This window comes from Mycobacterium sp. (assembly GCF_052144515.1).
Classification (GTDB): Bacteria; Actinomycetota; Actinomycetes; order Mycobacteriales; family Mycobacteriaceae; genus Mycobacterium.
On record NZ_JBKQQD010000449.1, the window covers coordinates 15,502 to 41,034 of the forward strand.

Consider the following 25,533-nt stretch of genomic DNA (forward strand, 5'->3'; position numbering starts at 1 on the left):
CACAAGTATGGCAATCAAAGTCAGTCGGTGCCTGCGACGCCGACCTGCCGGGCGATCGCCCGTTTGTCGATCTTGCCGACCGGCGTCGTGGGTAGAGCGGCCATCGCGACCAGCATGTCGGGCCGTGCATGCGCGGCCACCCCGCGCTCGTCGAGGTAAGCGTTCACCTCGGCAAGCGTCATCGGGGTCCCGGCGAAAATGACCGCTGCGCAAATCTTTTCCCCCAGGTCAGGATCGGGGAGGGGGACCGCGGCAGCCGACCAGATGGCGGCGTGAGTCAGCAGCGGCTCTTCAATGCTCTGGGCGGCGATGGTTTCACCGCAGCGGCAGATGACGTCTTTGGTCCGACCGGTGACCACCAGGTAGCCGTCATCCCGGAGGCGGACGAGGTCGCCGCTGCGGTAGAAGCCGTCGGGATCAAAGCAGCGCTCGTTGTCGCGCTCCGCGCGAAAATAGCCGTTGAACGTGTACGGCCCGCGTACCAGCAGTTCACCTTCTTCGCCCCGCGCCACCGGCCGGCCGTCGGTGTCGACGACGCGCAGCTCGTCGGCCGGGGAGAGTGGCCGGCCCTGGGTGTGGTCGACGAGGTCCGGTGGGTTGTCGAGCCGGGTGAAGTTCAGCAGTCCCTCCGCCATGCCGAACACCTGCTGCAGGCCGGGGGTCAGCGCGGCGCGTATCTGCCGGGCGTCCTCAGCTTCCAGCTTGGAGCCGCCAACTTGCAAGAGTCGCAACGACGTTGGTGTCACCGGCTCCCATTCGCAGGCTTGCGCCCACAGCTTGGCCAGCGCCGGCACCAGCGCGGTGACGGTGACACCGTGCCTTTCCATCGCGGCGAACGCGGCCTCCGGGCTCGGATCGCTGCTGAAAACGACCGTGGCGCCGACCGTCATCGCGCCGAGAATGCCGGGGCATGCCAGCGGGAAATTATGCGCGGCAGGCAACGCTGCGAGATACACGTCCTCTCTGGTCAGCCCACACAGCTGGGCGCTGGCGGTGGCGTTGTAGACGTAGTCGTCGTGGGTGCGGGGGATCAGCTTCGGCGCGCCGGTGGTGCCACCCGACACCAAAAGCAGCGCTGGGGACGCGGTGTCGACGGCGATTGCGGGCGGGCCACCGGCGGGCAGCCCCGACCACGACGTGAACGGACCGGGGTCCCCGTCGACCCCGTCGATAACGACGTGGCGGAGTTGCGGATGCGCGTTGACCAACTGCTCGGCCATCGCCCGGTAGTCGAAGCCGTTCGCCGTGTCGGCGGTCACCAACCCGACAGCACCACTGACCGCCGCGAAGTGGCTGAGTTCCGCGAACCGATGCCCGGGCAGGCACATCACCGGGATGGCCCCGGCGCGCAGCAGGCCGAACAGGGCGACGGCGAACCGTCGGGAATTCGGCAGCTGCAACAGCACCCGGTCAGTGGGCTGTATACCCAGGGCGGCGAAACCGCCGGCGGTTTGCTCGGCGAGTTCGTCCAGGTCGCAGTACGTATGGCTGCCCATGTCGTCCACGACCGCGACGCGGTCGGGCCACGTCGACGCGGCATGTCGCAGCAGTGAGTCGACGGTGTGCCCGGTCCAGTAGCCGGCCTCCCGGTACGCTGCGGCCCGCTGTGGCGGAAAAGCCACGAATCCATCCACGTGACCATCCGTACCTGCGGTTTCGGACGGCGGGGGCGGGGTTACAGGCACCTCGTTGGGCTCCCTCGGGGCAGGCGTGTACTGGCCTGTGGACTGGCTTGAGCCATAGGGTAGCGTACACAAAAGTTAGGGCAGCCTGAGCTAAGCTGAGCGACGGAGGTGGGGCTGTGGTTGGCGCATCATTCGCCGGCGTGCGTCCCCGCGTCCGCGCGCGATCGGCGGGGGCCTGGTGAGCCGCACGGTAGCGATCATCGGAGCCGGCGCGAAGGCGGTGGCTGTGGCCACGAAGGCGGCGGTGCTGCGCGACATGGGCGTCGATGTTCCCGAGATCGTCGCCGTCGAACGCACGGGCGTCGCGGCCAACTGGCGCGCCGGAGGCGGCTGGACCGACGGGCGGCAGCGGTTGGGCACCAGTCCTGAAAAGGACGTCGGCTTCCCGTACCGCTCCACGCTGGTGCCGGGTCGCAATACCGAGGTCGACGAGCGGATGATGCAGTTCAGCTGGCAGTCGTATCTGGTTGCCTCGGACCAGTTCGTGGGCTGGGTGGACCGGGGCAGGCCGGCGCCGACGCACGACACCTGGGCTCGGTATCTGCGCTGGGTTGCCGACGAGGTGGGCCTGAAAGTCGTTCGCGGCGAGGTGGTTCGGATTTCGCTCGACGAATCTCGCTGGGTGCTGGACACTCACGAGTCGAGCCTGACCGCCGACACGCTGATGATTACGGGCCCGGGGCAACCGGAACGGTGCATTCTTCCGGGTGATCCGCGCGTGTTGTCGATCGCGCAGTTCTGGGACCGTGCGAACAGCCACGACCGGATCGTCGCCGAAAACGTGGCCGTCATCGGCGGCGGGGAGACCGCGGCGTCGATGCTCAATGAGCTATTCCACCACAGGATTTCGACCATCACGGCGATCTCGCCGCAGGCGACGCTGTTCACCCGCGGTGAGGGCTTCTTCGAGAATTCGCTGTTTTCCGACCCCGCCGGGTGGCGCAGCCTCACGCCGGCCGAACGGCGTGAATGCATTGCCCGCACCGACCGCGGGGTGTTCTCCGCGCGGGTTCAGGAGTCGCTGCTTGCCGACGAAAGGATCAAGCATCTGCGCGGGCGCGTGGCTCGCGTGGTCGACCGCGACAACCGAATCTGGATCACACTGAGCACTGATACCAATGGTGAACCGCGGGAGATGCTGCACAACTTCGACCTCGTGATCGACGGCTCCGGCGCTGACCCGCTGTGGTTCGTGCCGCTGCTGCAACAGCCCGCGGTTGACCTGCTGGCGCTTGGGCTGGGCGGGTCGCTGACCTGCGAGCGCCTGGAGGACTCCATCGGCCACGACCTGGCCGTTGAGGGCGTCACCCCGAAACTGGTGCTGCCCAATCTGTCTGGCGTCAACGAGGGCCCGGGATTCCCGAACCTGAGCTGCCTGGGGCTGCTGTCCGACCGTGTGCTTGGCGTCGAGCTGGATGTGACCGACCCGCCGATGGGGAGAAGCGGTGAGTACCAATCCGTTTGACTTCCCTTGAGGCGGACAGGGCCTGTTCATAAGGCACGTTCCACGTCCTGGTCAACGGAGAGAAACAGCACGCGGTCAAGAAGCCTGCGAGAAGCGATGGCCGGCTTCTAAGTCGTGTCTGACAATCTCGCAATCAATGCCACCGTCAATCGGGTTCGTCGTCGTCGGGTGCCAGGAGTTTCTCGGGGTGATGGAAGGTATTCGTTCTGGGTTGGCCGTGGTCCAGGTGTGCCGGCGGTAACCATTCGGTGTCGCCTTTGGTGTTGGTGCGGGTGGTCCAGCCTTTTTCGGCGAGTCGGTTGTGGGGTCCGCAGGCCAGGGCGAGTTCGTTGATGTCGGTGCGGTTGGTGGCCTTCCATCCCCGAACATGGTGGACCTGGCTGTGGTAGGCGGGCGCGTCGCAGCCCGGCTTCGTACACCCGCGATCCTTGGCGTACAGCATGATTCGTTGCGCGGGGGAAGCCAGCCGTTTGGTGTGATACAAGGCCAGGGGCTTGCCGTGATCGAAGATGGCCAAGTAGTGGTGGGCGTGGCTGGCCCAGCGGATCACATCTGACATCGGCACCAGGGTTCCCCCGCCGGTCAGGCCCTTGCCGGTGCCGGCTTCGAGGTCCTTGAGCGTCGTGGTCACCACGATCGACACGGGCAGGCCGTTGTGCTGGCCCAGCTCGCCCGAGGCGAACAGGGAGCGCAATCCGGCCAGGAAACCGTCATGGTTGCGTTGGGCTTGGGATCGGTGATCGTGGCGCGCCGCATCCTGATCGGGTGTCGCATCGACCACCGGTGTTTCGTCGTCGGGGTTGCACGCCCCGGGGGCGGCCAGTTTGGCGAGCATGGCCTCGAGGGCGGCCCGTAACTGCGGGGTGACCAGGCCGCTGAGGCGTGACATCCCGTCGAATTCCTGCTTGCCCAGCATGATGCCGCGCTTGCGCGCGCGCTCCGCGTCGTTGAATTCTCCGTCGGGGTGCAGCCAGTCCATGATTCGTTGGGCGTATGTGGCCAACTCATCGGGGCGATACCCGCTGGCCTTGCCGGCCAGGTCGGCTTCGGCGGCCTCCCGGGTACACAGGTCCACCTCGGCGGGCAGATGTGCGAAGAAGCTGCGGATCACCTGCACATGCCCATCCCCGATGAGCCCGTCGCGTTGCCCGGCCGCGGTCGCAGCCAACTGCGGCGCCAGCGGCTCACCGGTCAACGTCCACCGTTGCCCAAGATCGCCGGCTTCAGCGATCCGCCGGCCGGCTTCGGCCTTGGTGATACGCAGCCGATCGGCCAACGCCGAACGCAGCGTGCCGCCCAACTCTTCCTCGCCGGCCTGCGCGTCGAGTTGGTTGATCAACGCATGCTCGGGTGTGCGCAGCCGGCGCGCCCCCCGTTCCAGGCGCTCCAACGCCCGCAACCGTTCCGGGGTGGTGAACACGTCAAAAGACAACTCACACAAGCGGTCCAGGACGCCATCGAACTCGTCGAAAACCTCGACGATCTCTTCGCGACTGCTGCAACCCATGCCTCAAATTTTACGAAAGCCCACCGACACAAAACGCCCCGTTGTGACTAGTGAAGCTAAAGTGACACAAGGGATTACAGGGATTTTAGCCGGTCATCCGCCGAGCTTGGCCAGCACGTCCGCAATCGATGCCCCGCCCAGAAGATCCGATACCTCCAGGTCGTGATTGAACTCGATCTTGACGCGGCGGCGCAGCTCTAGCGCCTGCAACGAATCCAGGCCGATCGCGACCATGGGGGCTGTGATGTCGATGTTTTCGGCACGGTCTTCGCCGATGGCGGTGGCCAGTAGGCCCAGCAGCCGTCCCGAGATGCCCGTATCCACAACAGCTGATTGGACTTCAACGGGTTGCCCTGACAGCTGAGATATCAGGGGGCCGTAGCCGTAGGCCTCCAGCATCGGACGAGCGAGATCGAAGTCGTACGCCAACACGATGGCATTCCCGTGAAACTGCGTCATTCCCACCGCGAGCGCATCGGCGGGAGTCATGGGAATGACACCGGTCGCGGCCAGTTGCGCTGTGCTGGTCGCGTCGAGATCGAAATGCACCGTCCACTGACCCCACTGCACCGAAACGCAGTCCAGACCCTCGGCACGGAGCCGATGCGCCATGGCGTCGAGCATGCGATTGGCCGCGGCATAGACGACCTGGCCGCGGCCACCGATCGTCGCCCTCGCCGAGGAGCACAGCAAGACGCGGCAGTCATCGGTGCGCGGATGCGTCTCAAGCACCTGGGCGATGCCGACGACCTTGGCCCGCATCGCGTGGTCGACCTTCTCGGCGGTGATGTCGGCCAGTTCGATCGCCGAATAGTCCACGGCGGCATGGACTATCAAATCCGCTGCGGGGTTCTCGCCAGCCAGCCGCGTCACCGCCGCCTGGTCGCCCACGTCGCACTGAGCGACGCGGACGTCCGTCTGTGCGGCCGAACGGATCTGACGCAGCCGATCAGTGACGGCGGTGGCGGTCTCGCCTGATCTGCTCACCAGCGTGATGCGGCGAGCCCCGCGCCGCGCGAAGTGATCGCAGAATTCGAGCCCGAGATTGCCGGTGCCGCCGATGATGAGCACGTGGTCGGGCGGGGCGCTATCAACAGCGGGGACCGTGTCGCCCGGCGCGATCCGCTTCGCGTACAGGCCGCCATTGCGCAGTGCCAGCTCCGGCTCTTCGCTGGTGTGCAGCGCGGCGAGGATCCCGTTCGCGGCTTCGGACGCGGTCGCTCCGGGCGGTAGATCGAGGTGCTTGAATCCCACGCCCGGATGGTCGGCGCCGATGCTGCGGAAGCCTGCACTCGCCGCCGCGTGCACCGGATCTGGCGGCGCGTCGTTGGCCACCACCGCCTCGCCGCCCACCGTCACCAGCCAGCAGCCGGTGATCGCGCCGTTCAGTCCTGGCCACCATGTGCGGTGGGAAAAGAACATCGCGACCTCGGCCGCGGCGGCGTAGACGTCCATATTCCGCGATTGCGGGAGGAGGATGGCCAGAGTGTCGAGATCGCTTGGGAGAGTTTCGACGTCGACCACGTAAGCCGTGGCGCCGATTTCTCCCGCCGCACGGCACAGGGCGGCGGACAATTCCGCGCAGGCACCGGTGTGATCGACGATGCCGATGGCACGCGGCGGCACCAGCGAGCGCTGCGACAGCCGCATCCACTCCTCGACGAAGAGTCGCGCCCTTGTTGGTTCAGGGGCGGTTTCAGCTTCGGGGGCCGGCTCCGCCGTCGGCTGGAGAACCGGGCGGTAGAGCTGCCACAGCCGGGTGTCATTCATCCGGGTGTTCGGGAAATCGACCAGTGGCAGTCGGGCGGGGCCGTCGGGCTCGGCGCCCAGGCAATCCCACGGGTACTCCAGATCGCGAACGGCCAGCTGCGCGAGATTGCGGGTGAACTCGCTGAGATCGGCGGCCGTTCGGAGGGAGGTGCCGACCACCCGGGCGTCGTGGGTCGGGCCTTCGTCTCCGTCATGCAGGGCGGCGAGATTCTCCTGGATCGCCAGCTGCAGCGTGGGATGCTCGGCCAGTTCGACGAAGGTGTCGATGCCGAGAGGGAGCGCGGCGGCGATCGCCTTGTCGAATCGAACGGTGTTGCGCAGGTTCCAGAACCAGTATTCGTCGACCGACAGGTCCGAAGTGATGGGGCCGCCGAGTGTGGCGCCCAGGCAGTCGATTTCGGTGTCCAGGAACTTCGGGTTCTGTAGTTCGCGCTGCGTGGCCGCGCGCACCTTTTCGGCGAGGCCATTGATCAAGCTGGTGTGTGCGGGGTACTGGACGCGAATGAAGCGCGCGAACGTGCCCCGCTCCGTGAGCGTGTCGACGATGTGCTGAACCGTTTCCCGATCGCCGGAAATTCCTACCATGCTCGGTGAGTTGATGACCGACAGCTGAGCCCAACCCGGACAACGCGCCAGCAGGTCTTCGCACGTGTCGCGGTCGGCAGCGACGACTGCCATTGCGTAGTCGCCGGATTCGAACTCGTCGGCGGCGCCCGCGCGTATCCCGACGACGCTGACGGCATCCGCCAGCGTGATCGTGCCGGACACGTAGGCGGCGGCGATCTCGCCCTGGCTGTGGCCAACGGTGATGGCCGGCGCGATCTCGAATGATCGCCACATCGCGGCCAGCCCGGCCATCTGAGTGAACAGCGCCGGCTGGACGGTGCCCGCATTATCTTCGGCCGAAACATGCTCGTCGAGAAGGTAATTCAGCGGCGACTCGCCGAGCCGGTCCGCGAAGGCCTCGGCGCAGCGATCTGCCTCTGCCCGAAACGCGGGGACTCCATCATAGAAGACCCGGCCCATCCCGGGTCGCTGGACTCCTTGCCCGGGGAAGACATAAGCGAGTTTGCGGGCCGTGGCGGCGGTTTCGGTGCGAACCAGCGAAGGATGTTCCCCGTCGTCGAGAACGGCCCGCAGGGTGCCGAGCAATTCGTCGCGCTTAGCCACCATAGCCAGGGCTCGGTGCCGGCGGGCGACCCGTGTCCGGAACAGCATGTCGGCGATCTCCTGCGGTGCCACCTCGGGATGGTCGGTGGTGTAAGAAAGCAGGGCCGCCGCCTCGTCGTGCAGCAGATCGCGGGTATCCGCCGATACCAGCACGGGAATGCTGTCGTCGGGTAGCCGGTACGTCAGGGGCTTCACTTGCTCACTCCCCGGAACTAGCGGGCATGGCGATGATTGCGTGTGCATTGGCGCCTCCGGCGCCGAACGACGAGGCGGCGCCGTAGCGGATGCCGTCTTTGGGCTCCCAGGGGTGGAGTTTTGTGGCCAACCGCAGGCCCGTCGAATCCCAATCCACCGTCTTGGTTGGGTTGTCCGAGAACAGGGTTGGCGGAATGTGACCGTGCTGGCCGGCCAGCAGCAGCTTGGTCAGGCCGAGCATGCCCGACGCCGCTTGCGCGTGCCCGACGTTGGACTTGATCGAGCCCAGCAGCGCCTCGGATCCGGCCGCGCCGTAGGTCGCGAACAGGGCGGTCAGTTCCTGTGGGTCGCCCGCCAGCGTCGCGGTACCGTGCCCCTCAATCATGCCGATGTCGACGGGGTCGATTCCGGCCGCATCGAGCGTCTTGGTGACGAGCTGCGCCTGCGCCCGCGTTCGGGGGACCAGGATCGGTTTGCCCTTGCCATTATGGTTGGTGCGGATCGCCATGATGCGTCCGTAGATTCGGTGACCCAGTTGGCGCGCCCGTGATTCGCGTTCGACGACAACCATTCCCGCGCCTTCGCCCCACACGGTGCCGGTGGCGTCGTCGGAGTAGGCCCGGCAATGCCCGTCCGCGGAAAGAGCGTGGAGTCGGGAGAATTCGTAAAAGGCCGCCGGCTCTCCGAGGACACACACGGCGCCGGCAAGTGCCCAGTCGCACTCGTCCATCTGAACCGCGTTGGCGGCCAGCTGCACCGCGGTCAACGACGATGCGCACGCCGAGTCGATGGAGATCGACGGGCCGACTAGCCCAAGGCAGTGCGAGATCCTGCCGGCACCGCCCAATTGCCCCATGCCGACGGTCCGGAATCCGGTGTACTCGTCGGTCGTCGTCGTGCGTTGGCCGTACTCGGTCATCGACATCCCGACGAAGCAGCCGGCCTCCGCACCTTCGAGCGTCGCGGGATTGATCCCGGCGTTCTCCAGCACCTTCCACGCCACCCGCATCGCGACCCGCTGCTGCGGGTGCATCGCCATCGCCTCGTGCTGGGTCAGGCCGAAGAACGGCGGGTCGAATGACGCTGCGCCGTCCAAGAATCCGCCAGAATCGCACACCTGTCGCCAACCCTCTTCGACCCGTGACGGCGAAAGGAGATCGTCGACGGTCCAGCCGCGATCACGCGGAAAGGGGCCGAGCAGCTCCCGCGAGTCGGTGAGGGCCGACCATAGGGCACCCGGGCTGTCGATTCCTCCCGGCGCCTCGACGGCCATGCCGGAGATGACGACCGGGTCGGTTGTCGTCGCCACGGCAGATCCGTTGTTGTTCACGCGGTTTGCTCGCATTGCGCGCTCGACGCCAACAGCTCCGCGACGGCGTCGATATGCGACTTCAGGTAGAAGTGCCCGCCGTCGAACGTCGTGACTTTGACGGTGTCGGTGTGTTTGCCCCATCCGTACAGGTCGCCCAGGGTGATGTAGGGGTCCTGATCACCGCCCATCGCGTGAATCGGGGCGGCCACCTTGATGTCATCGGCGCAGGAGTACGCGTCAAAAGCCTTATAGTCGGCCTTGATTACGGGCAGCGCGAGTCGCATGAGTTCGCGGTTGGCGATCACATCGGAATCGGTGCCCTCGAGCGCCGCGAGATGGTTGAGGATCTCCTCGTCATCCTTCGGGTGCGATGGTTTGTCCGCGGCGTTGCTGGGGGCAACCGCGGCGGAGACGTGGAGGTGTCGCACATCGATTCCTTCGGCCTCGGCGAGCCGGACGAACTCGAATGCGACCAGCGCCCCCATGCTGTGCCCGAACGTGACGACCGGGACGGCGCGATCGTGATCCGACGCGGCGAATTCGGCGAATGCTCCAGCGGCGATCTCTTCCAGCGAGGCCAGCGCGGGTTCGGCCGCGCGGTCCTGGCGTCCCGGGTATTGGAAGATGATGACTCTGAATTTCCTGCTGAGTACTTTTGAGAAGTCCCGGTAGGCCGACGCGCCGGACCCGGCGTGGGGAAAGACCAGCAACGGAATGCTCTCGGGCGAGGTCGGCTGGTGAAACTGCCTGACCCACCCCAGCGTGCGCGGCATTGCACCACCTCTCGATCACTCGGGTTCGACTGGCGCTTAACAGCCGTACAACTTAGCGAAGGCTAACGTAAGCTTCGCTTCGCGTGGACCGCGGGTCTGGCCCGTTGACCTCGGGGTTCGCTGCTTGTGCGCCTTGAAGCGCTACCGATCGCGGATCATGAGGGCGGCCCGTTTGTGCGGCAGGTCGAGGTCGACGGTGCGCCGGAACCCGGCACGCTCGAGCGCCCGAATTGCTCGTGTGTTGTGGGCGTCGGGCTCCGCGACCACTCGGGCGGCGTGCGAATCCGCATCCAGCTGCCAGGACGAGACCGCGCGAAGCAGGTTTACCGCCAGCCCGCGCCCACGGCATTCGGCCGGGCCCAGCAGCAAGTGCAGGCCGGCGTCATGCTCACGGGCAACGTAGTGCTGGGCGAGGGGGTCGAGGTCGGCGCGGTAGAGCTCCCAGTAGCTCATCGGGACGCCGTCCAGCTCGCCCAGGTATGGAGTGGAGTGCGCGCTGCGATCCTGTCCGCGCAGGTAGGCCGCGATCTGTTCCGGCGGCCACGGCATCCTCCAGAATCGGGCCACCTCCGGGTCGTTCATCCAGGTGTGCACCACGTCCAGGTCGTCTTCAGGGCTCAACCGACGCAGCGAGAAGTCCCCTGAGAAGGCGTCATGGTCCAGCGCGGCTCGGCACTGCCGCAGGTCCAGCTTCTTCACCGGCGTACCTCCCGACCGAACGGCCCGCATGGTCCGCCGTGAGCACATCGCGCAAGGGCCGACCGGCGCGTTGCTGTGACAGCCCCAACAGCCCTCCAACTTAGCGAAGGCTAACATAAGCAACTGGGCTGGCGGACGATGCCTGGACGGCAGAGTTCGTCGCAAGTCCGGCCGTGGCGGATGGCGACAAATTGGAGGTTCGTTGAGGCGCGTCGTGTCGTGCATTTGCCAGACCGGGCACTCGGCCCCGCCTGCTCTGATCGATCTAGCGAACTGAATATCAGGGGTGAGACCAACGATGGCAGACGATGCCAAGACGATGCAGGAACGCCGCCGGGAACTGCTGCGTCGACGCGTCGCCGAAAGTGGCATGGCGGCAGCCGAATCGGGCAAGCGGTCCGCGATTCGCGCTGGAGAACGGTACCCTTTGTCGGCCGGCCAGCGCCGGATGTGGTTTCTGCAGGCCATGGACGCGAGCGACGTCACGCTCAACATCTGTGTTTCGTACCGGCTGACGGGCGCACTGGACGAGGCGCGCCTGCGTTCCGCGTTCAATGATGTCGTTGCGCGTCATGCCATTTTGCGCACCGTATACGGGGTGGATAGCGAGGGCGAACCCTATCAAGTCTTTTCCGACAGCCCAGATGGTGCACAGATCGGTTGGCGAACCGAGGATGTGACGCATCAACCGACGGAGGACCGGCAGCGGCGGATCGACGCGTTGGCGGCCGACGAGTTCGGCCGCCCATTCGAGCTGACGCGTGAGCTGCCGTTGCGGATCACCCTGATCCGCAGCGGTACCGACGATTTCGTGCTGCTTCTCACGGTGCATCACATCTGTTGGGACGACGATTCGTGGGAAGTCTTCTTCCACGAGCTCAGCACCGCCTACAGCGGTCACCAACCGTGCGGGACCGCGCCGCAGTTTGTCGCGGTCGAGGTGCTCGAGACCCCGGCCCAACCCGGCATCGCCGACGTCGGCTACTGGGCAGACATGCTGCGGCCGTCGCCCGAACCGCTGGAGCTGCCTGGCTTCCCGCAGCTGCGCGCCGCGCATCCGTCCAGACGGGCCGAGCGCCGAACCCGGCCGCTGCCCGCCGACCTGCTCGGCCGCGTGGAGAGTTTTGCGCGTGAGCACGCCGCGTCGCCGTTCATGGTGTTGCTGGCGAGTTTCGGCGTGCTGGTGCGCCGCTACACGGGGGCAACGGATTTCCTGGTCTCGGTGCCGGTAACCGATCGTGGGGCCGCGGCCGAGGGCGCCATCGGGTACTTCGGCAACACGCTGCTGCCGCGGATCGCCGCACGACCGCGGGACACCTTTACCTCCTTCGTCGAGGCGGTGCGCGAGACATGCCTCAACGGCTTCGCCCACCAGTCCGTCGGCATCGATCGGGTGGTGCGCGAAGTCAACCCTAAGCGCATGGGACACGACGGCATGGATCACCTTGTCCGCTTGGGCTTCAGCATGCGCAAGAGCGCGAGCGGCTTCGCGTTGGACGGCGTCACCGTGCGACAACTGCAACTGGGCGCGGTGACCGCCCATCTTCCGCTTGCCCTCGCGGTGGTGCAGGACTCCGACGGCGTGCTCGTCGAGTTTGAGTACCAAACCGACGTGCTGGGTGCCGCGCTCGTTGATCAGATGCTGGCTCACTACATTCAGCTGCTGGACAACGCGTTGAGGGCCCCCGAACGCCGCATCGCCAGCCTGGACATGCTCGGCAGCGGCGAGCGGCAGAGCGTTCTGGAGCAGTCGCACGGCGACCTTGTCCCGATGCCGGCCACCACGATGGTCGCGATCCTCGAATCGGCACCGGCCGCCAGGCCGGACGCGGTCGCGCTGGTTTCCGACGAGGCACGGCTGACATATGCCGAGCTGCATCGGCGCGCGAATCGCTTGGCGCGCTGGCTGATCGGACAGGGATTCGGCGCCGACGACATCATCGGCCTGCGCATGAGCACGTCGATCGAGTTCGTCGTTGCAATGCTCGCCGTGCTGAAAGCCGGCGCGGCTTATCTGCCGATCGATCCGGCCTACCCGGACGAACGCATCGAATACCTGATCTCCGACGCCCACCCGAAAACGGTCATCGGGCGCCACGAACTCGCCGCGGCGGAACAGGCCGCGGCTCAGTTACCGGACGTCGCGCCCACGGACGACGACAGGCTACGTCCGTTGCTTCCCGGGCACCTGGCCTATGTCATCTACACCTCCGGCTCGACCGGTCAGCCCAAAGGTGTGGCGGTTTCGCATCAGGCGATCGCCGAGCATGTCGAGGGTTTCGCCGCCGAATGGAGCATGACCGCCGAAGACCGTCTGCTGCAGTCGTCGTCGGTGAGCTTCGACGCCTCGCTGCTCGATCTCTTCATCACGTTGTCGCTCGGCGCGCAGCTGATTGTGCCCAGGCCCGCCGAGGGCGGGGCTTTCGGCGACATCGCCTATGTCGCCGATCTGATCAGCCGCCACCGCGTCACCGTGCTGCACATGGTGCCCTCCATGCTGAGCATCCTGTTGCTGCTGCCGCAGGTCTTTGACGTTGATGAATGGCGGCAACTGCGTCACGTGCCGGTGGGCGGAGAAGCACTCCCCGGCGAGGTGGCCGAAAAATTCGCCGGCTACTTCGACGCGGAATTGCGCAATCATTACGGCCCGACGGAGGCCGTGGTCTGCTCGACCCACATGCGGGTGGAGGGACCCCAAGGTAACCGCGTGGTGCCCATCGGGGTGCCGAACCGCAACGTCTATGCCTATGTGCTCGACGAGGAGTTGCAACCGGTTCCCGCCGAGGTGATCGGCGAGCTCTACCTCGGTGGGGTCCAGTTGGCGCGCGGATATCTGGGGCGCCCAGGGCTGACCGCGGAGCGATTCATCCCCGATCCGTTCAACCCCGGCATGCGGCTGTATCGGACTGGAGATCTGGTCCGCCGCAACATCTCCGGCCAACTGGAATTCGTCGGACGAGCCGACGAGCAGGTCAAGATCCGCGGCTTCCGCATCGAACTCGGCGAAGTGGAGGCCGTGATCGCGACGCACCCGACGGTCAGACACTGCCTCGTCGTCACCGAAGACGCCGAGGCAGGTCCCATGCTCGCCGCCTACCTGGTGCCGGTGACCGGTGACGACATCGCCGGCGCGTCCACCCAGATAGACCTCGACGAGATACGCGCCCACGCGGCGTCGATGCTCCCGGAATACATGGTGCCCAATGCGTTTGCGGTGATCCCCGAGATCCCGCTGACCGTCAGCGGCAAACTGGACAAGCGGGCGCTGCCCGCGCCAACCCCGGTCGCGGTGCGGGCCTACCGTGAGCCGGCGACGCCCACCGAACGGCGGATGTGTTCGATCTTCGCCGGGCTGTTCGGCTGGGAGCGCGTCGGTGCCGAAGACTCGTTCTTCGGGTTGGGCGGCCATTCGCTGCTGGCGGCGCGGCTGGTCGCGCAGATCCGTGCCGAGTTCGGGGTGGAACTGGCCGTACGCGCCGCGTTCGACACTCCGACGCCGGCGGGACTGGCGGCCCGGCTGATCGAGCAGTTCCGCGCCGAGTTCGACATAGACCTCGATGCCCTCGACGAGATGGACGCCGACGAGCATGTAGCAGAGTCCTCGCGCCCACAACTGCTGGCCGAAGCGGTTCGCCCGGAACGACCCCCGTTGTCGTATTCGCAGCTGGCCGCGTGGTTGATCTACCGGCTGGAAGGCGCGCGGGACGGCTTCAACATGCCCCTCGCGCTTCGCTTCACCGGTCAGTTGGACATTGGCGCGCTCGCCGAGGCGCTCAACGACGTGGTGGCGCGGCACGAGTCGCTGCGCACAAATTTCGCTGAGCACGAAGGTGTTCCGTATCACATCGTGCATCCCGCGTTACGGGTGGAACTGCCGGTCCACTACGTCAGCGAAGACCGGGTCGACGAGACGGTTGCCCAGCTGCGCAGGCACGTGTTCACCCCCGAGTCGGGACCGCTGATCAAGGCGACCCTGTTGGCGCTCGGCCCAGAAGCACACGTCCTGGTCATGCTCGTCCACCACATCGTCAGCGACCATGCCTCCCTCGGCATCCTCTTCGAAGACCTGATCGTTGCGTACCGCGCGCGACTGCGAGGCGACGCCCCACGGTGGTCCGCTCTGCCCGTCCAGTTCGCGGATTACGCACTGTGGCAACGACATGCGTTCGAGGCGGGAAGCGATTGGGGACAGGACGAACTGGCGCACTGGCGTGATGCGCTGGCCGGATTGCCGGACGAGATCTCGGTGGCCCCGGACCATTCTCGCCCGCCGGTAATCGGAAAGGCCGGAGAGGTGGTGAGTTTCACGGTCTCGGCCGCACGCCGCGCCGCCCTCACCCAGCTCGCCGAGCAAAGCGGCGCCACCGAGTTCATGGTCTATCAGGCCGTTCTGGCGGTAGTGCTGCACAAGCTCGGTGGCGGTGCGGACATTCCGATCGGCAGTCCGGTCGTGTCCCGGGTCGACCCGGCCACCGAAAACCTGATCGGCCTGTTCGCCAATATGGTGGTGCTGCGCAACGATCTTTCCGGCGATCCGAGTCTGCGCGCCATGGTGGCGCGTAGCCGCGACGTGGTCCTCGATGCGTTCGCACACCAAGAACTGCCCATCGAACGCCTGGTTGAGGCGCTCAACCCGCCGCGGTTGCGGTCCCGGAACCCGCTGTACCAAAGCATGATCCACTTCCGAGGTGAGGACTGGGCACTGATTCCCCGTGACCTGACCGGGACGGGGGATACGACGGTCGTTCCGCTTCCGATCGACTTCGAGGTCTCTCTGCTGGATCTCGACGTGGGCATGAACGTGACACCCGGCGGGGAACTCGATGTGCGGATCGTCGCCAACGCCGATCTGTACGAACCGCAGACGGCGGCGCTCATCGCCGATGCCCTCAACGCGGCGCTGAATGCCTTCGCGACGACACCGGACGCCGCCGTGTCCACCGTGGAGTTGTTGCCCGCAGCCGACATGGACAAGCTGCTCGCCCCGCCGACCCCTAAGGCTGGTGCGCCGTCGCAACCGATCGCCGAGCCGCCGGCGGAGATCGTGCGGGTCCTGATCACCCTGTTGGAGGAGCTGCTCGACATCACCGGCGTCGAAGCGGAGGACAACTTCTTCGCCCTTGGCGGTGACAGCATCATCTCCATCAAATGGTCGGCCCAGGCCAACGCGCAGGGACTGGCCATGACCCCGCCGATGGTGTTCGAGCACATGACCATCGCCGAGCTGGCCGCGGCGGTCTCGGGGGTCCCAGCCGCCAGCAATCAGCCCGCAGCCCAACCGGATTCGGAGCCGGAGCAGCACTACACGCCGATGAGCGCATCGGGCCTGAGCGCTGATGCGCTGGCCGAGCTGACCGCGTCCTGGCAGAGACAGTCATGAGGCCGCGTTCGTGACGTCAGCTCCGCAGATCGAGGACGTCCTTGCCCTCAGCCCCCTTCAGGAAGGGCTGTTAGCGCTGTACCGACTCGCCGAGGACAGCGTCGACCCCTACAGCATGCAGTTCGTGGTCGACATCGACGGACCGGTCGACGTCGCGCTGCTGCGCCGCAGCGCTCAAGCGATGCTGGAGCGGCACCCGAACCTGCGCGCCGCCTTCTGGGATCGCGACGTGCCCAAGCCGGTGCAGATCGTGCCCGCCGAGGCGGAACTGCCGTGGTCCGAACGAATTGCGACGCCAACCGAATTCGACTCCATCGCGCGCTCCGAGCGGCGTCGGCCGTTCGATTTGAGCCGCGGTCCGGCGCTGCGCGTCGTGTTGCTCACGGTTCCCGGCGAGACCAGACGCCGCATGATTTTCACCGCGCATCACATTCTGGTAGACGGCTGGGCGCTCGCGGTGTTCTTCACCGAAATGCTCGCCGTGTATCGGGCGGGTGGGTCGGCCGGCGGGCTGCCCGCACCGCGACCCTACCGCGACTACATCGTATGGCTGGCCGGGCAGGACAGGGCGGCCGCGATTGCCAAGTGGGACGAGTATCTACGCGGTGTGTCCGGACCGCTGATGGTGGCCGACGGTACGGTCGCCGCGGGTGACGGCGTGCCGGAAAAGACGGAACTGCTGTTGGGTGAGGCGGATACGGCACGCCTGCGGCAGTGGGCCGGCCGCCACGGCCTCACCCTCAACATCGTGGTGCTCTTCGCTTGGGCCGTCGTGCTCAGCAGGCTCACCGACCGTCGCGACGTCGTCTTCGGCACCATCGTCTCCGGCCGCCCCGAACAGTTGCCCGGCGTGGACACCATGGTCGGACTGTTCATCAACGCCGTGCCGGTGGTGCACCGAGTGAGCCGTACCGAGTCCGTGATCGAGCAATGCCTCCGGTTGCAGCGCGAGTCGTCGGCGATGCGCGACATCGGTTACCTCAGCCTGTCCGAGGTACAGCGGGAACATGGCCGCGGAGCTTTGTTTGACAGCATGTTCGTCTTCGAAAACGCTCCCATCGAGGACGCCATCCGTGAGGTCACCGAGCCCGGCGGAGCCCGCTTCTCGCCGATCGAGATGGAAAGCCTGACGCACTACCCGCTGACCGTGGTCTCGCACCTGAAAGGCGACGCGCTGGTCGTTCTCGTCGAGGCGATTCATCAGGCGCTGCCCCATCTTCGGCCGGACCAGATCGGGGAGCGATTGCTTGCCGTGCTGCGTCAACTCCCCGGCATCGGTGATGATCCCCCCCAAACGCCAGAGGCCCTGGACATTCTCACTTCGGCGGAGCGCGCCGAATTCAGCGACCTCGCAACTGTGTCGGCGCCCGGGACCACGGTGTGGGAGACGTTCGAGGCGCAGGTCCGCGCCGCCCCGGACGCCGTCGCATTGACCACCGGCGGTGGGGAGAGGTACACGTATGCCGAACTGCACGCCGACGCCAGCCGACTGGCGGGGGAGCTGGCGCGGCTTGGCATCGGCCCGGAAACCGTCGTCGCACTGGTGTTGCCGCGCTCCAGCCGCTCCATCGTCGCGATCCTGGCGGTGCTGGGCGCCGTCGCCGCCTATCTGCCGGTCGACATCACGCTGCCGGCCGCTCGCGTCGAATCCATTCTGCGCCAGGCGAACCCGGCACTGGTCATCATCGAGGCCGACCAGGCGGAACTGGCCGGAGGGTTGCCCGCGTTGGTGCTGGACGATCCCGCTGTGGCCGAGCGTATTTCGCAACTGCCGGCGACGGCTCCGGCTGTGCGCCGTGATCCCGAGCACAGCGCCTACGTCATCTTCACCTCCGGTTCGACCGGTGAGCCCAAGGGCGTCGTCGGCACCAATGCCGCGATACTCGCCTATCTCGCCGACCATCGCGACCGTGTCTACCGGGCGGCCTCGGCGCGGCTGGGCCGTCCGCTGCGCATCGCGCACGCCTGGTCGCTGAGCTTCGACGCCTCCTGGCAGCCCATGATCGGCTTGCTCGACGGTCACGCCCTGCACCTGTTCGACGCCGAGGAGATGCGCGACGCCGACCGGCTGGTGCAAGGCATGGCGAGCCAGCAGATCGACATGATCGACACCACCCCGTCGATGCTGGTGCAGCTGCGCGCCGCCGGGCTGCTGGACCGCCCACTCGAGGTGTTAGCCCTGGGCGGCGAAGCGATCGATACCGCGCTGTGGGAACAGTTGCGCGCGCTGCCGCTGGCTGTCTACAACTGCTACGGGCCCACCGAGGCGACCGTGGAGGCGGTGGTGGCCCCGGTCAAGCAGTACGAGACACCGACCATCGGCACGGCGAACGTCGGAACCGTCGGCTGCGTACTGGATTCGACGTTACGGACGGTGCCCAACGGTGTGGTTGGCGAGCTCTACCTGTCCGGCGCACAGCTGACGCGCGGCTATGTCGGCAGATCGTCGCTGACCGCGAGCCGATTCGTGGCGGACCCGCTGCGCCCGGGACAGCGCATGTACCGCACCGGTGACCTAGTGCGTCGCCTGCCGCACGGCGGATACGCCTATTTGGGGCGCGCCGACACCCAGGTCAAGATTCGCGGCTACCGCGTGGAGATCGGCGAGATCGAGGCCGCCCTGCGGGGCTGGGCCGACGTGGAGGATGCCGCCGTCGCTGTCGTGCGCCGTGCAACGGGCGCCAGTCTGGTGGGTTTCGTTGTGTGGCAACAGGATGCCAACGGCGACCCGGCCCGGCTGCGCGCCGGCCTCGCCGAAAGCCTGCCGCCGTACATGGTGCCGGCCCGGATCGTGGCTTTGCCGCGGCTGCCGGTCAACGCCAACGGCAAGCTCGACGGTCACGCGTTGGACCGACTGGCCTCCGACGCGCTGTCGCGTGTCAACACGGACGGTGCGGCGTCGGCGTCGACCGAGACGGAGCGGACGCTGTGCGAAGTATGCAAGGAGCAGTTCAACGGCGTGGCACCGCACATCGACGACGACCTCTTCGCTCTCGGGCTGGATAGCATTGTGGCGATCTCGTTGGTCCATAAGGCCCGGCGGCGCGGTCTGGTTCTGAGTCCGCGGATGGTGTTCACCGCGCTGACAATTCGCGAACTGGCCGCGGCGATCGACGAAGCCGACCCGGGCACCGCCGCCGAGGATGGTGAATACGGTGAGGTGGCGCCGCTGCCGATGGTGTCCTGGCTCTACGAGTACGGCAATTACCGCCGCTTCACCCACACCGTGCTGCTCGGGTTAACCGGCGAAATAGACTGTCCAACAATCGAGTTGATGTTGCAGATGTTGCTCGACGGGCACGACACCCTGCGGTCGATCCTGACCGACACTCCCGAGGGACCGCGCCTGGTCACCCGCGAACCCGGCGTGGTTCGGGCCGCCGACGTGCTTACCCGCGTGGCGGTGTCGAGCACGACCGCCGCGGAGTTGTGTTCGGCCATCGCGGATTCCGCCCGCGCGGTCAACGAGGAGATCGATCCCCGAGCGGGTGCCATGATGCGGGCGGTCTGGTTCCGCGGCGCCGAACGCGGCGAGGTGCTGCTGATCACCGCGCACCACCTGGCGGTCGACGTGGTGTCCTGGCACATCATGCTGGGCGATATCGCCGAGGCATGGCGCTCGGTGCAATCGGGCGCGGCGCCGAAGACGCTGCCGGAGTTCACTTCCTACCGCCGCTGGTCGCAGTTGATGTGGGAACGCGCTGCCGAGCCGGAGGTGCAAAACCAGCGCGACTACTGGATCACGCAGGTCCGGGAAGCCGATCCTGCGCTGGGCCGGCGGCATCCGAACCCGACCCGCGATACATGGTCAACGCTGCGAGTAAGCCAGGTCATCACCCCCGTTCCCGAGACGGAACGCGTGCTCGCCACCCTGACCAGAAACGGAGGTGTGCGCGAATTCCTTTTGACTGCAATGACAATCGCGGTCGCGAGTTGGCGTCGCGAGCGTGGGGAGGATCCGGCTTCGGGCGCGCTGATTGCGCTGGAGGGACATGGGCGCGCCGACGCGGAGCTGGACACCGACACCACGAACACTGTCGGCTGGTTCACCACCGCATTCCCGGTGCGGCTCGGGGTGGGCGCGGCGGCCGTCGATATCGAACGGGCCAAGGGTGATCCGGGCGCGGCGCGTGCGCTGCTGGAATCGGTGACGGCCCATCTGCGTGCGATCCCGCACGAGGGATTGGACTATGGACTGCTCCGTTACGTCGACCGCGTCCCCGAGCTGCAGCGCGGGGCCGAGCCGCAGATTCAGTTCGGCTATCTGGGCCGCTTGGACCTCAGTGGGGCAACGGATCAAGCGTGGTCGCTGCTCACCGCGCCGTATATCGACGCGCTCCCGATCGATCCCGAACCGGATCTGCCGCTGCGCTTCGCGCTGAATATCAGCGTGCTGGTGGGTGCGACACCCGAGGGTCCGCAACTGATCGCCAACTGGCGGTGGAGCGATGCGCTGTTTGCGCGCTTCGACATTGACCGTCTGACGCATTTCTGGCAGCGCGGCATCGCCGCGCTCGCCGCGGGCTTGGCATAGGAAGAGAACCGACATGGAAATCAGCCGGGACGAGATCAGGGCCGCGGTCGCGGCCCAACTCGGCTCCGCGGCCACCGAGATCGCCGACCACGACGATCTCATCCAGATGGGCCTGAACTCCATGCGCATGATGGCGCTGGCGGGGGGGTGGCGTAAGCGGGGATCCGGCATCACCTTCGCCGACCTCGCCGGCAGCCCCACCATCGAATCCTGGCATACGCTGCTCGGCAGTAACGAGATATCAAGCCCTGCAACACCCGACGATCGACCCGCCGAGCCAGACCAGGCCCTGGAAGCAGCGCCGTTCCCGCTGGCCACCATGCAGCATGCGTACTGGATCGGTCGCTCCGACGAACAGGAGTTGGGCGGTGTCGCCGCCCATCTCTACGTCGAATTCGATGGTGGCCCCATCGATCCAACGCGCCTGAAAGCAGCGGTATCGCAGCTGGTCGCGGCCCATCCGATGCTACGTACCCGATTCCTGCCGAACGGGACGCAACAGACGATGTCCGAACCGGGTCGGCCGGTCTTCAGTGTGATCGACCTGCGCGGACAGAGTTCGGAAGTGGTGCAAACCGCACTGGCGGAGTTGCGCGAACATAAAACCCACCAGCGGCTGGGAATTGAAGACGGCCAAGTCCTCGACGTCACGCTGACCCTGTGGGACGAGGAGCGCAGCCGGCTGCATCTGGACATTGACATGCTGGCCGGCGACGCGTTGAGCTATCGGGTGCTGGCATCCGAGCTGGCCGCGTCGTACAAGTTGCCCCAAGGAGAGACGCTGCTCGCGCCCGGCTACAGCTACTGCCGCTATCGCAGCGAGCGTCAGCCCGATCCCGCCGCACGCGAGCGTGACCGGGATTGGTGGCAACAGCGATTGCCCGAGATGCCCGGCGCTCCCGAACTGCCCACCGTGCCGCTCGGCGACCGCATGGCAGCGCATCGCACCGTCCGCTACGACCATTGGCTGTCACCGGAGGCCAAGCAGATGCTGGTGTCCGGGTCGCACCAGCGCGGCATCACACCGGCCATGGCGTTGGCGGCGGTCTTCGCCGACACCATCGCCGGCTGGTCAGCGCAGAGCAGGTTTCTGCTGAATGTGCCGCTGTTTCACCGCGAATCGGTGCACCCGGACATCAACCGGGTGATCGGGGACTTCACGTCGTCAATCATGCTCGAGGTCGACGTCACCGCTGACGTCTCCGTCGCCGATCGCGCGCGCCAACTGCAGCACACGATGTACGAAAGCGGCTCGCACGCGACCTATTCCGGACTCGAAGTGCTGCGTGATCTGGGCAGGCACCGGGGCGAGCCGGTGCTGGCGCCGGTCGTTTTCACCAGCGCCCTCGATCTCGGCGAGCTATTCGCCGACAACGTGATCCAGACATTCGGCAAGCCGGTGTGGATTATTTCGCAGGGGCCACAGGTCTTGCTGGACGCCCAGGTCACCGAGTTACGGGGCGGATTGCTGATCAACTGGGACGTCCGCGAGTCGGCGTTCCCGCCAGGCGTGATCGACGCCATGTTCGCCACATTTACCGAGGCGGTCGAACGGCTCGCCGGCGGCGATACGGGCTGGGACGCCGCCGCCGCGGTGCGGCTGCCCACCGACCAGGCTGAGGTGCGTGCCGCGGTCAACGGGACCGACGGTCCGGTCAGCGGGCGGTGCTTGCATCAGGGCTTCTTCGAGCACGCCGCGGCCACCCCCGACGCTCCCGCCGTAGTGTGGGGTGCGCACGACGGTGTGGGTGGGTGGACCTACCGGGAGCTCGCCGAGCGCGCGCTTGCCGTCGCAGGAGCGTTGCGCGCCAACGGGGTACGCACCGGCGACGCGGTCGGCGTTCAGCTACCCAAGGGACGCGATCAGGTTCCGGCCGTGCTCGGTGTGCTTGCCGCCGGCGGGACGTATGTGCCGATCGGCTTCGATCAGCCGGAAGCGCGCCGGGCCAAGATTCTTCAGTCCGCCGACATCGTTGCGGCGCTGACGGTCGACGGCGCGAACCTGGGACCGCGGATTTCGTGCGTATCCATCGACGTGGCGCCCGTGCATCCGGAGCCGTTGCAAGCGCCGGTCTTTCCCGATACCGGCCAGATCGCGTATGTGATCTTCACCTCCGGTTCTACGGGCCAGCCGAAGGGCGTCGACGTCCCGCACTGCGCGGCGATGAACACCATCGACGCGGTGAACGACTGGTTCGGGGTCGGCAGCGCCGATCGGGTGCTCGCGCTGTCAGCCCTCGAGTTCGACGCGTCGGTCTACGACATCTTCGGCATGTTCTCGGTGGGCGGCTCGCTGGTAGCGGTCGATGCCGACGAAAAGGCCGCGGCCACCGCGTGGGTGGAACTGCTGCGCCGACACCGGGTTTCGATACTCAACTGCGTGCCGAGCATGCTGGATATGATCCTGGAGCTCGGCGGCGACCGGCTGGGTGATTCGTTACGCGCCGTCACCCTCGGTGGCGACTGGGTGGGCGCCGACCTGGCTCGCAGGCTGGCCAGGCAGGTGCCGGGATGCCGGTTCTCGGGCCTCGGCGGCGCGACCGAAACGGCCATCCACAACACCATCTGCGAAGTGGTCGGCGAACCGCCGGCGCACTGGGCGACGGTTCCTTTCGGTGTTCCGTTGCGCAACGTCCGGTGCCGGGTGGTGTCGCCTTCGGGCCGCGACTGCCCCGACTGGGTTCCCGGCGAATTCTGGGTAGGTGGCGCGAACGTCGCCGCGGGATACCGCAACGATCCCGAACGCACCGCCCAGGTATTCGTCGAACATGATGGCATCCGCTGGTACAAGACCGGTGACGTGGCCAGATACTGGCCCGACGGCACCATCGAGTTCCTCGGCCGCGCCGACCATCAGGTGCAGATTCGCGGATACCGCGTCGAACTGGGAGAGGTAGAGAGCGCGCTTCGCGCCGTTCCCGGGGTGCGGCATGCCGTCGCCGCCGTCGTCGATGCCGGCGCGCCGAAGCTGGTCGCCGCCGTCGCGGGTGATCCACGCGAGGTCGGCGACATCGCCAAAGATGTTAATAGGGCCGTCGCCGAGCTGCTGCCGACCTACATGGTCCCCACGCGCACAGTGTTTTTCGGGCAGTTTCCGCTGACCTCGAACGGCAAACTGGACCGCCGCGCGGTGGCCGCGCTGCTCGAGCCGGATGCGCCCGAGTCTTCGGCCGCCGGAGGCGGTGCCCCGCGCAACGACGTGGAGGCCGCGCTGGCCGAGATCGTCGCCGAGGTACTGGGCGTGGATACGGTTGGCGTGCATGACGATTTCTTTGCGCAGGGCGGAGATTCGGTGTTGGCCACCACCGTCATCGCGCGGGTCCGCGACTGGCTGGAAGCCGATCATGCCGTGGTCGCGGACCTGTTCGCCACGCGGACCGTGGCCGGTTGCGCCGAGCGGCTGAACAATCGAGAAGCCCAGCGTGGCACGCCGGACCGACTGGCCATGATCGCCCGTCACTACCTCGACATCGCGGCCATGAGCGATGAAGAGGTACTGCAGCAGGGCTAGGCCGCGGGCTGAGTCCGGGCCGGGGAGCCGACGATGATGCTGCCGACGCTACATTCATGCAGTTCGTCTACACCGGTGGCCGCGACGAATGCGGCTGTGTCACTGAATCCTTGGGCGCAGGCGCCGAGGCCCATCGCGGTGGCGGCAAGGTAGATCGTCTGCATCAGAACGCCGACATCCTTGAGTATGGCGGCGTAACCAATCTGCTCGTACGTCCACATGATGCGGCCGGCACGCGCGGCCATGACGATCAGGATTTGCGGCTCAGCACCCCCGGTCAGCGTCGCAGCGGCAGGTTTCATCAACTGGCACACCGCTTTTGAATCCCCGGCGGCCACTAGACGCAGCGCGTGGTCGAACGAGTCGTAGTGGTACATTCCCGCCTCGAGTCCGGCGACGTTTCGCACCACGGGGTAGAGTTCGAGTTCGTAGATGCCGCCGCCGGACGGGTACGGACGTGACAGCAGTTCTTCGCCCTCGCCGACCGGCAGCGTCCTGCGGGTCCGCGCGGTGCGGTACAGCAATTCGGCGAGTTGCCCGACGGTGATCGGGTGCGCATCGTCGAATGTCCTTGTCGAAACCCGATCTTCGAGGACGGCCGTCAGCGTCGGGTCTTGCGTCCGTTTGTCCGCCAGGTCGGTGATGGGCAGGCCGATCGGCTCGCCCGAATATTTCGTTGTGCGCGCCGGCGGCTGCGGGAACCGGCCCTTGGCCCACTTGGTCGGGCCGAAGTGCTCCCAGGTGACGTTGCGCTCACCGAGCGTGCTGCGTCGGTGGAACCACAGATCGGGTGCGCTCCAGCTGAGGGCCTCGAAGTCCTGGTCCTCCTGGCCGACCGCAACAAGCATGCCGCTCCAGCGCAGGTCCTCGATGAACTGCGACGCGACGGCGCTCGGCAAGTCTGTGCTTTCGGACCCGTCGAGCAGGAGGAGCAGACGCGCGTCGTGGATGCGCACGTCACACCACGACGACGGATGCTCGAGGACAAAGCCCTCCGAATCACGATGCAATACAGCGAATTTCGACAACACGACGGAAGGCGGCGACCACAAAGCCGGTCGTGGCGGTGGTTGTCCGCACGGCACAATGGCATACAGGTCTTTGGCGCCGTCACGCACCGCGACCGTCAGCCAGCCGCCGGCCGCAAGCTCGCTTATCAGGGTGCCGACGTCGTTTCCGGCCTTGTCTCCGGCCTGGTTTGCGTCCGGGGGCTTGGACAGCTCCGAAACCGTTGCCGGCGCTAGGTTCAGCGCCTTGAGCGCGTGGAGTTGACCCGCGGTCAATCGGGTCAGCTTCTCGCTGCGCGGAGGATTCAGCAGCACCGCTCCGGCCGGTGTGGTCAAGCAGGTGACGCCGGAGCGGAACGCGAATCGCGTTTGGTCGGGGTATGTGACGGCGCGCAACCCGCAATCCCTTTCGTCTGTGAATGTGAAGCGACCGTGCCAAGCCAACTAGCGTAGGCCAGCGGTAAATTGGGCTGCCACACAGCTCCGGCACAGATTACTCAGGCGTATTCCACAGGCGTCCTGGGT

11 protein-coding genes are annotated in these 25,533 nt (G+C 66.6%); 4 read left to right on the forward strand and 7 right to left on the reverse strand.

Translation table 11 applies throughout. The features are described 5' to 3' along the window. Positions 1-20 precede the first annotated feature (20 nt). A complete protein-coding gene (locus tag ACLP9N_RS30220) occupies positions 21-1,685 on the reverse strand; it encodes a (2,3-dihydroxybenzoyl)adenylate synthase (RefSeq protein ID WP_442410814.1) in 1,665 nt (554 codons plus the stop codon). 178 nt (positions 1,686-1,863) lie between these two features. Between ACLP9N_RS30220 and mbtG the strand changes: the two genes are divergently transcribed. Then, positions 1,864-3,150: an NADPH-dependent L-lysine N(6)-monooxygenase MbtG gene (mbtG, locus tag ACLP9N_RS30225; protein WP_442410815.1), complete on the forward strand. Its 1,287-nt coding sequence runs from the start codon at positions 1,864-1,866 to the stop codon at positions 3,148-3,150. A gap of 145 nt (positions 3,151-3,295) precedes the next feature. Here mbtG and ACLP9N_RS30230 read toward each other — a convergent pair whose 3' ends face one another. The 5 genes from ACLP9N_RS30230 to ACLP9N_RS30250 all read right to left on the reverse strand — a co-directional run bounded on the left by ACLP9N_RS30230 (position 3,296) and on the right by ACLP9N_RS30250 (position 10,576). Beyond that, positions 3,296-4,657: an HNH endonuclease signature motif containing protein gene (locus ACLP9N_RS30230; protein ID WP_442410816.1), complete on the reverse strand. Its 1,362-nt coding sequence runs from the start codon at positions 4,655-4,657 to the stop codon at positions 3,296-3,298. Positions 4,658-4,750: 93 nt separating this feature from the next. Continuing rightward, positions 4,751-7,792, reverse strand: a complete 3,042-nt coding sequence (gene nbtC, locus ACLP9N_RS30235; RefSeq protein WP_442410817.1) for a nocobactin polyketide synthase NbtC — start codon at positions 7,790-7,792, stop codon at positions 4,751-4,753. A 4-nt stretch (positions 7,793-7,796) separates the two neighbouring features. Continuing rightward, the gene (locus ACLP9N_RS30240) at positions 7,797-9,137 is read right to left on the reverse strand and encodes a polyketide synthase (RefSeq protein ID WP_442410818.1); all 1,341 of its coding nucleotides are present in this window, start codon (positions 9,135-9,137) and stop codon (positions 7,797-7,799) included. Then, positions 9,119-9,877, reverse strand: coding sequence for a thioesterase II family protein (locus ACLP9N_RS30245; protein WP_442410819.1), 759 nt, complete (start codon positions 9,875-9,877; stop codon positions 9,119-9,121). Before ACLP9N_RS30245 ends, ACLP9N_RS30240 begins: the two co-directional genes overlap by 19 nt. 141 nt (positions 9,878-10,018) lie before the next feature. After that, positions 10,019-10,576, reverse strand: coding sequence for a GNAT family N-acetyltransferase (locus ACLP9N_RS30250; RefSeq protein WP_442410820.1), 558 nt, complete (start codon positions 10,574-10,576; stop codon positions 10,019-10,021). Positions 10,577-10,874: 298 nt separating this feature from the next. Between ACLP9N_RS30250 and ACLP9N_RS30255 the strand changes: the two genes are divergently transcribed. Genes ACLP9N_RS30255 through ACLP9N_RS30265 form a run of 3 tightly spaced genes read left to right on the forward strand, consistent with a single transcriptional unit; the run spans position 10,875 to position 24,001 of the window. Beyond that, positions 10,875-15,956 (forward strand): amino acid adenylation domain-containing protein, encoded by a 5,082-nt coding sequence (locus tag ACLP9N_RS30255; RefSeq protein ID WP_442410821.1) that lies wholly within the window; start codon positions 10,875-10,877, stop codon positions 15,954-15,956. Between the two features lie 10 nt (positions 15,957-15,966). Further along, a complete protein-coding gene (locus tag ACLP9N_RS30260) occupies positions 15,967-20,490 on the forward strand; it encodes an amino acid adenylation domain-containing protein (protein ID WP_442410822.1) in 4,524 nt (1,507 codons plus the stop codon). Between the two features lie 13 nt (positions 20,491-20,503). After that, complete coding sequence (locus ACLP9N_RS30265) at positions 20,504-24,001, forward strand: non-ribosomal peptide synthetase (protein WP_442410823.1); 3,498 nt, start codon at positions 20,504-20,506, stop codon at positions 23,999-24,001. On the opposite strand, the gene ACLP9N_RS30270 is transcribed toward ACLP9N_RS30265, so the two are convergent. After that, positions 23,998-25,404 carry a SagB family peptide dehydrogenase gene (locus ACLP9N_RS30270; protein ID WP_442410824.1) on the reverse strand — a complete coding sequence of 469 codons (1,407 nt, stop codon included), beginning with the start codon at positions 25,402-25,404 and terminating at the stop codon, positions 23,998-24,000. The two genes, ACLP9N_RS30265 and ACLP9N_RS30270, sit on opposite strands and share 4 nt — an antisense overlap. Positions 25,405-25,533 lie beyond the last annotated feature (129 nt).

Excerpts from the sequence above, each read along its gene's own strand:
- ACLP9N_RS30230 (WP_442410816.1), bottom strand. The coding sequence starts at position 4,657 with ATGGGTTGCAGCAGTCGCGAAGAGATCGTCGAGGTTTTCGACGAGTTC.
- ACLP9N_RS30240 (WP_442410818.1), bottom strand. The coding sequence starts at position 9,137 with ATGCGAGCAAACCGCGTGAACAACAACGGATCTGCCGTGGCGACGACA.
- ACLP9N_RS30245 (WP_442410819.1), bottom strand. The coding sequence starts at position 9,877 with ATGCCGCGCACGCTGGGGTGGGTCAGGCAGTTTCACCAGCCGACCTCG.
- ACLP9N_RS30255 (WP_442410821.1), top strand. The coding sequence starts at position 10,875 with ATGGCAGACGATGCCAAGACGATGCAGGAACGCCGCCGGGAACTGCTG.
- ACLP9N_RS30265 (WP_442410823.1), top strand. The coding sequence starts at position 20,504 with ATGGAAATCAGCCGGGACGAGATCAGGGCCGCGGTCGCGGCCCAACTC.